The sequence below is a fragment of the Streptomyces sp. MK37H genome (assembly GCF_018035285.1).
Taxonomy (GTDB): domain Bacteria; phylum Actinomycetota; class Actinomycetes; order Streptomycetales; family Streptomycetaceae; genus Streptomyces; species Streptomyces endocoffeicus.
In genome coordinates this window covers 1-6,523 of record NZ_JAAAYH010000481.1, presented here as the reverse complement: position 1 = coordinate 6,523, position 6,523 = coordinate 1, and the positions used below count along the sequence as shown (strand labels likewise).

At 72.7% G+C, this 6,523-nt stretch carries 7 protein-coding genes; 3 read left to right on the top strand and 4 right to left on the bottom strand.

Going from position 1 to position 6,523, the window contains the following annotated elements:
* The 4 genes from GWI24_RS38375 to GWI24_RS38360 form a co-directional block, all read right to left on the bottom strand.
* On the bottom strand, positions 1–662 hold a 662-nt coding region (locus tag GWI24_RS38375), incomplete at its 3' end, for a TIGR04222 domain-containing membrane protein (RefSeq protein ID WP_210950661.1).
* A gap of 140 nt (positions 663–802) precedes the next feature.
* Entirely contained in the window at positions 803–1,078 is a 276-nt protein-coding gene (locus tag GWI24_RS38370) for a fibronectin type III domain-containing protein (RefSeq protein ID WP_247617473.1), read from the bottom strand.
* A gap of 245 nt (positions 1,079–1,323) precedes the next feature.
* Positions 1,324–2,004: a 1,4-alpha-glucan branching protein gene (locus tag GWI24_RS38365; protein WP_210950660.1), complete on the bottom strand. Its 681-nt coding sequence runs from the start codon at positions 2,002–2,004 to the stop codon at positions 1,324–1,326.
* Between the two features lie 150 nt (positions 2,005–2,154).
* Positions 2,155–2,847, bottom strand: coding sequence for a hypothetical protein (locus GWI24_RS38360; RefSeq protein ID WP_210950659.1), 693 nt, complete (start codon positions 2,845–2,847; stop codon positions 2,155–2,157).
* A gap of 173 nt (positions 2,848–3,020) precedes the next feature.
* Here GWI24_RS38360 and GWI24_RS38355 point away from each other — a divergent pair, with 173 nt between their 5' ends.
* From GWI24_RS38355 to GWI24_RS38345, 3 genes are all read left to right on the top strand, one after another.
* On the top strand, positions 3,021–3,698 hold the full coding sequence (locus GWI24_RS38355; RefSeq protein WP_210950658.1) for a response regulator transcription factor: 678 nt from the start codon (positions 3,021–3,023) through the stop codon (positions 3,696–3,698).
* A gap of 4 nt (positions 3,699–3,702) precedes the next feature.
* Entirely contained in the window at positions 3,703–5,103 is a 1,401-nt protein-coding gene (locus tag GWI24_RS38350; RefSeq protein WP_308344231.1) for a HAMP domain-containing sensor histidine kinase, read from the top strand.
* Between the two features lie 113 nt (positions 5,104–5,216).
* Positions 5,217–6,523: ATP-binding protein (locus GWI24_RS38345; RefSeq protein ID WP_247617474.1), on the top strand; the 1,307-nt coding region annotated here is incomplete at its 3' end.

Here is a 6,523-nt window from a genome sequence, read left to right as displayed (position 1 = left end):
TAGTCACCGCCACTGCCACCGCCGCCACCGCAGGAGTGGTGGCCGCCGCCGTAGTCGCCGCCGTGGCTCCCGCCATGATCGCCGCCGTGGGCCCCGTAGTCGCCGCCCCAGCCGTGCGCGGTGTAGAAGGACTCCTGGTCCACGTACTCGGGGTCGTAGGCGATGAGGAGGTTCCGGTCCCAGTAGGCCGGGTCGCCGGTCGGGATCGGTATCGCGTCGCTGACGGCCCTGCGCCGGGCCGGTTCCGGGACGACGACGGGGCCGTAGAAGACGTACGAGGGGAGCGCCCCCTCCCGCACGGCCGCTTCCACGCGGCGCCTGCCCATGCGGGTGGGGCGGCCCCGGAGACGGGTGAGCAGGCCGTCGGCGGCGAGCCGGTGCCGGATCTCCGCCAGCTCGGGTCCGCCGAGCAGCGCGGGCACAACATGGTCCATCGGCTTCGAGCGCGGGCACAGTGCGATGAGCGCGCGCTCGACCGGGTGCTCGGCCCCCGGATGCTCGGCCCCCGGATGCCCGGCTCCCTCCCCCGCCGTGGCGCGGATCCGGGAGCGCCGGAGGGTGATCACATCCCGCTCCTGGAGCGCTATCAGGAGGGTCTGGATCACCCACGGCCGCCCGCCCACCAGATAGGCGATGTCATAGAGGTCCGGGCGTCTGGTCATGGCACACATCGGAATGCCCCCGTCCATCCGTTTCCATCCGCGTCCATCCGAACTGCTCAAATACCGTCAGTTTTGTCTTTTTGAACGGTGATGAACCCTGATGAGTGCCGTTTCAGAGCAGGATTTGAGCTTTCGCCCCCTCACCCATTCGAAGTCGTGACGGACACATCCGCCGACGGGCCGGTGCCCGTGGCGGTCAGGGCCGCGACCGAGAAGGTGTACGCGGTGGCCGGGCGCAGCTCGCCGATCACCCGCAGCATCCCCTTGGCCCGGGGCTGGGAGACCAGGACGTCCCTGCCGGTCACGGTGGCGGTGCGGCCGTCGGAGACGGTGATGCGGTAGCCGATGACCGGGGTGTCGCCGGTGGTCCTGGGCGTCCGGACCGCTCGGATGCGTGAGCGTACGTACTCCGGCATGTCCCTCCCTGCGGAACCTTGCTGGACCTTACTGGAACTCGTGGAGTGACCCCGGGAAAGGTAGGATCTATGAGCGGAGCACGTCAATACAACGGGCGTAATCGCCTCGCTTCGCCTCCAGGGTGTCAATTCATTGGATCTATCGGCCTGCTGATGGCCTTATGGGCGCGGTGGGAGCACCGGCCGCCGTTCCGGCGCTTTCCGGCCGCTTTCCGGGGCTCCCACCTCACGGGGTGTTCGGGGTGTCAGGACGCCGTGTCGCTGTCGTACAGCACGACGTACCGGCCGCGGGCCTCGCCGCCCTCCGACAGCCGCCAGCCCGCGCTGACATGGCCCCGGGCGCCCCGGACCCCGGTGGGCTCCGCACCGGACTCCGGGCGCAGAACGCGCGTCACCTGGAGGGCGGGACCCCCGTCACCCAGCAGCAGCCGGGTGCCGTCCGGCCCGTTCGCGACGGCCGGAGCCCCCGTGGCCCCGGCCGGGACGTCGAGCCCGGCTCCGGTCACCTCGGCGGTGACGGAGGGGTCGGGGGTGTGGGATTCGCTCTGCGCCTGCGGTTCGGCGCGGCCCTGGAGGAGCGCGATCAACTGGGCCACCAGCACCGGGTCATGCGGCCCGTCGTAGATCCACCGCTGCCCCAGCACCCCGTGTTCGGTCGTGCCGATGAGGGCCCGCTCGGCTCCGTCGAGCGGCGCCGCGCGGTAGGTCATCGGTACGTGGTACCAGGCCGGCCGGTCACCGGCGTCGTCCCGGACCACCATGAACTCGATCCCCACCTCGCCCTCCGGATCGTCGAGCCGGAAGCCCCCGACCCTGGACAGCTCCGGCGGGCGCCGCGCGGCGGCGTACCACGGCTGCTGGGGCAGCCACGGGGTGAGGAGCTCCAACTTGGTCGGGCTCATCGTGGTCTTGTGAATGATCGACATGTCGTGTGAACGCCTTCGCTCGTCCTACGCTTCCGGGCGCCGACACTGTCCCACGGCGCGCGAAACTGTCCCACGGCGCGCGAAAAGGCCCGGCGCGCCGTGCGCGCCGGGCCTTTTGACGGCCGACCCCCCACTTGGCCGGCCGGTGGATCAGGAGCGGGTCGCGCGGGTGGCCTCGACCGCCGTGGTCTTCGCGTCCGCGGACGGCTTGGCGGGCCGGACCGCGTCCTTGGGCAGGGCGATCACGCAGGTCTTGCCCGGCTTCCCCGGCTTACCGGGCTTGGCGGGCGTCGCGGGCGTGGTGGGCTTGCCCGGCTTGGCGGGCGTGGTGTGCCCGCCCGGCTTCGCGGGGAAGGCGGGAACGGAGTCCGACTTCCCGGAGCCACGCTTGATCACCACGACCTTGCAGGCCTTCCCGGGATGGGTCGGGAAGGCGGGGATGACGACGCAGGCGTCTTCGCGTCCGCGGGAGCGGTCCTTCGACACCGCGATGGCCTTCTTACCGGCGGCCTTGCCCGCCTCGGTCAGTTTGACCGACTTGGCATGCCCAACCACCTTGCCCGGCGTGGCCGGCGTGGCCGGCGTGCCCGGCGTGCCCGGCGTGCCCGGCTTGGCCGGCGTGCCCGGCTTGGCCGGCGTGGCGCTGTCGTCGTCGGCCGGGATCGCACAGACGGCCGGACCGTGGGACGTCCTGCCCTTGGCGGCGGAGGCCGACGCCGAGGCGGACTGGGATGCCGAGGCCGAGGCGGGGGCCGCGGCCCCCAGCGCCAGGGCGCCGGCCGCCACGGCGAGCACGACACCGCGCCGCTTCGCGGCCGAAGCACGGGGCAGGGTACGAGACATGGGCACAGCTCTCCTTCACTCAGGGGGTTGCACTGGCTGCCGAAGAACCCTTGATCCGTCGGCGCACTCACCGTTGCGCACCGATGCTGAGTCCTCGCTGAATCACCTGAGGCCCCGCTGAAGCCGGTGCCGGTTTCAGCGGGGCCTCAGCTTGCCCGTGCCATCCTGACCGCGTGCGCATACTGGTGGTGGAAGATGACGCCCGGCTCCGCGAGCTGCTCACCGAAGGCCTGGAGCAGGAGGGTTTCACCATCGAGACGGCGGCCGACGGGCTGAGCGGCCTGGCGCTCGCCCGGTCCGGCGAGTACGCGGCGATCGTGCTGGATGTGATGCTCCCCGGGTGCTCCGGCTATCAGCTGTGCTCGCGGCTGCGCGAGGAGGGCGACTGGACGCCCATCCTGATGCTCACCGCCAAGGACGGCGAGTACGACGAGGCCGATGGGCTCGACGTGGGCGCGGACGACTATCTGACCAAGCCGTTCTCCTTCGTCGTCCTCATCGCCCGGGTGCGCGCCCTGGTGCGGCGCGGCGGGCTGGACCGGCCCGAGGTGCTGGAGCTGGGCGATCTGCGGCTGGAGCCCGCGGCGCTGGCCTGCGCGCGCGGGACGGACGAGGTCACGCTCACGGCCAAGGAGTTCGCCGTGCTGGAGTACCTCGCCCGGCGCGCCGGGCAGGTGGTCTCCAAGTCCGAGATCGTGCAGAGCGTGTGGGACGCCGCGTACGACGGCGGGGCCAATCTCGTCGAGGTCTATGTCCGCAGTCTGCGCCGGAAGATCGATGTGCCGTACGGACGGCGGTCGATCCGCACGATACGGGGCGCGGGCTATCTGCTGGCCCGCGACGGAGGGTGAAACAGTGGGGCACATCGCGGACGCGGAACACATGACGCGCGGGCAGCAGGAGCCGGAGGGCGCGCGGACGCACCGCCCGCGCCTGACGTCCGGGTTGAGCGTGCGTGCCAAGGCCGTGCTGGCGGCCGCCGGGACCGTGGCCTTCGCGATCGCGCTGTGCATGCTGGCCCTGGTGCTCGCCCTCCAGCACAACCTCCGTGCCAGCGCCGACCTGGACGCCCGGAAGGCCGCCGTGGCGATCAAGGGCCAGCTGGGGAAGACCCGGCCCATGCCGCAACGGGCGTTCGTCGTCGCCCCCGGCGAGGTGACGATCAAGGACGCCTACGGCCGTACGGTCACCCCCACGACCCCGACGGAGGCCGGCTCGCAGGGGTCGACCGGGCTCTCGACGCTCCCCGCCGAACCCGCCGAGCCCGTCGAGGCCGGGCAGCCGTACAGCGTGACGGTGAGCCCCTCGACCACCTCCCTCGACAGCGCCACCGGGCTGCTGCTGCGCCAGGCCGCCCCCGCGGCCGCCGGTCTGGTGCTGTTCGTGGCGGGGCTCACCTGGCTGCTGGTGGGCCGCGCCCTGCGCCCGGTCGCCGCGATGCGGCAGGAGTTCACCGAGATCACCGAACGCGATCTGCACCGCCGGGTGCCGGTGCCCCGGGCGCGCGACGAGATCCACCGGCTGGCCCGGACCATGAACGCCACGCTGGACCGGCTGCACCGGGCCATGACCCGGCAGCGGCAGTTCGTGGCCGACGCCTCGCACGAGCTGCGCAGCCCCATCGCGGCCGTACGCGCCCAGCTCGAGCTGGTCCTGGCCCGCCCGTCGCGCACCGACTGGCCGGCCGCCGTGCACAAGGCGCTGCGGGACACCGACCGGCTCCAGGCCGTCGCCTCCGATCTGCTGCTGCTCGCCCGGCTCGACGCGCAGGAGGCGCCGCCCAAGGCCGCGGTGGACCTCGGCGCGCTGGCGGCCGAGGAGGTACGGCGCCACCCGGGCGCGCTGACGATGGACCAGCCCACGATGGCCGGGGACCACCTCACGAAATCCGGGAACCAGGACCGGGCCGCCGTCGTGGCCGGCAGCCGGGTGCAGCTGTCCCGGCTGCTCACCAACCTCGCCGACAACGCCCGCCGCCACACCCGTACCGGCGTCTCGATCACCGTGGCGGTCCACGGCGGCATGGTCGAACTGGCCGTGGACGACGACGGCCCCGGCATCCCCGAAAGCGACCGCGAGCGCGTTTTCGAGCGGTTCACCCGGCTGGATGACGCCCGGGCCCGCCAGGACGGCGGCACCGGTCTCGGCCTCGCCATCGCCAATGACATCGCTCACGCCCACGGCGGCACTCTTACGGTGCTCACCAGCCCGCGGGGCGGGGCTCGCCTGCTGTTGCGCCTGCCCCGGGCGGCGTAGCCGAACCCCGACCCCGATGCGGACGCGGCTTCCCAGTCGTGAGAGTTTGGCAACTACCGGACCAGACTGATCAGTTGGTCAGTAGTATCTGCCCTTTCTTGGCCGTGTCCCAGATGGAGGTGTCGAAGGTGCTGTCGGGGACGGGGGCCGTCGCGCTGGCCGCGTCCGCGGTGCTGGTACTGGTGTTATCACTGTGCCTCACCTGGGTGGTCAGACTTCGCCGCGCGCTCGCGGAGGCGCGTAGGGCGACCGAGCGAGAACGAGCCGTTTCCGAGCGGGAACGAGCCAATGCGGCCGAAGAGCGGGCGCTGGCGGCCGAGCGCGGCGAGGAGGTCGCCCGGCTGGCCGCCGTACAGACCGATCTGGACGAGGCGGCGCGCCGGGAGCGGATCCTGCGCGACTCCGTCCAGGCGTCGTTCGAGTCCGTGGCCCGCAATATGCACGCCATGTCGATGGTGCAGCAGCAGGTTCTCGACGGCCTGGAGCAGTATGTCGAGGACGCCGGGCTGATGGGCGAGGTCATGAAGGCGGACCACGCCGCCGCCCAGATGACCCGTAAGGCCCAGACGCTGCTGGTGATGTGCGGGATCTGGCCCGCGCGGCGGGAGACCCGGCCGGTTTCGCTCTTCGACTGTGTGCGGGGCGCGCAGTCGCGCATCGTGGAGTTCGGCCGGGTGGACGTCCACGGCGGTCAGACCCTCTACGCGGTGGCCCCCGCCGTGGAGGGCCTGATGCACGCGGTGGCCGAACTCCTGGAGAACGCCACGGTCTTCTCCCCCTCCCGCACCCAGGTCGCGGTCGCCATCCGCGAGGTCGCGGCGGGCGCGGTCATCGAGATCGACGACGCGGGGCTCGGGATGCCGCCGGACGTGCTGGAGAAGGCCGTGGGCCAGCTGCGGGACGGTCTTGACCTGGCCCAGCTGGGCGCGGTGCCCCGGCTGGGGCTCGCCTGTGTGGGGCGCTGGTCGCGGGAGCTGGGCTTCGGCGTCGAGCTGTCCACGGCGTCGGCGTACGGCGGTACGCGGGTGGTGGTCTTCGTACCGCACCGGCTGCTGACCGAGCAGACGAGCGCCGTACGGGCGGCGGACCGCAGGCCGGTGGTCGTGGAGCCCGTGGTCGTCGGCACGGTGAACCAGGACGCGGGCGGCGCGGGGCTCGGCCCGGCCGCCGCGGACCCCGCCGGGGGCGGCCTGCTGAACGGCATGTCCGTGGGCGACATCCCCGGCGCGCCCAATGCCCCCGCGCCGCTCGGCACCGGGCTGCCCCGGCGCCGCAACCGCCGCCGCCCGGCCTCCGGAGCCGCCCCGGCTTCCCCGGCACCCTCTGCCGACGCGGCCGACGCGGTTGACGCGGTTGACGCGGTTGACGCGGTTGACGCGGTTGACCTCACCACCGCCCCGGCCCGCGCCTCACCCACCCC

Bases quoted from the DNA above. Each gene is read 5' to 3' on its own strand.
- GWI24_RS38365 (WP_210950660.1), bottom strand. From the start codon at position 2,004: ATGTCGATCATTCACAAGACCACGATGAGCCCGACCAAGTTGGAGCTC.
- GWI24_RS38370 (WP_247617473.1), bottom strand. From the start codon at position 1,078: ATGCCGGAGTACGTACGCTCACGCATCCGAGCGGTCCGGACGCCCAGG.
- GWI24_RS38360 (WP_210950659.1), bottom strand. From the start codon at position 2,847: ATGTCTCGTACCCTGCCCCGTGCTTCGGCCGCGAAGCGGCGCGGTGTC.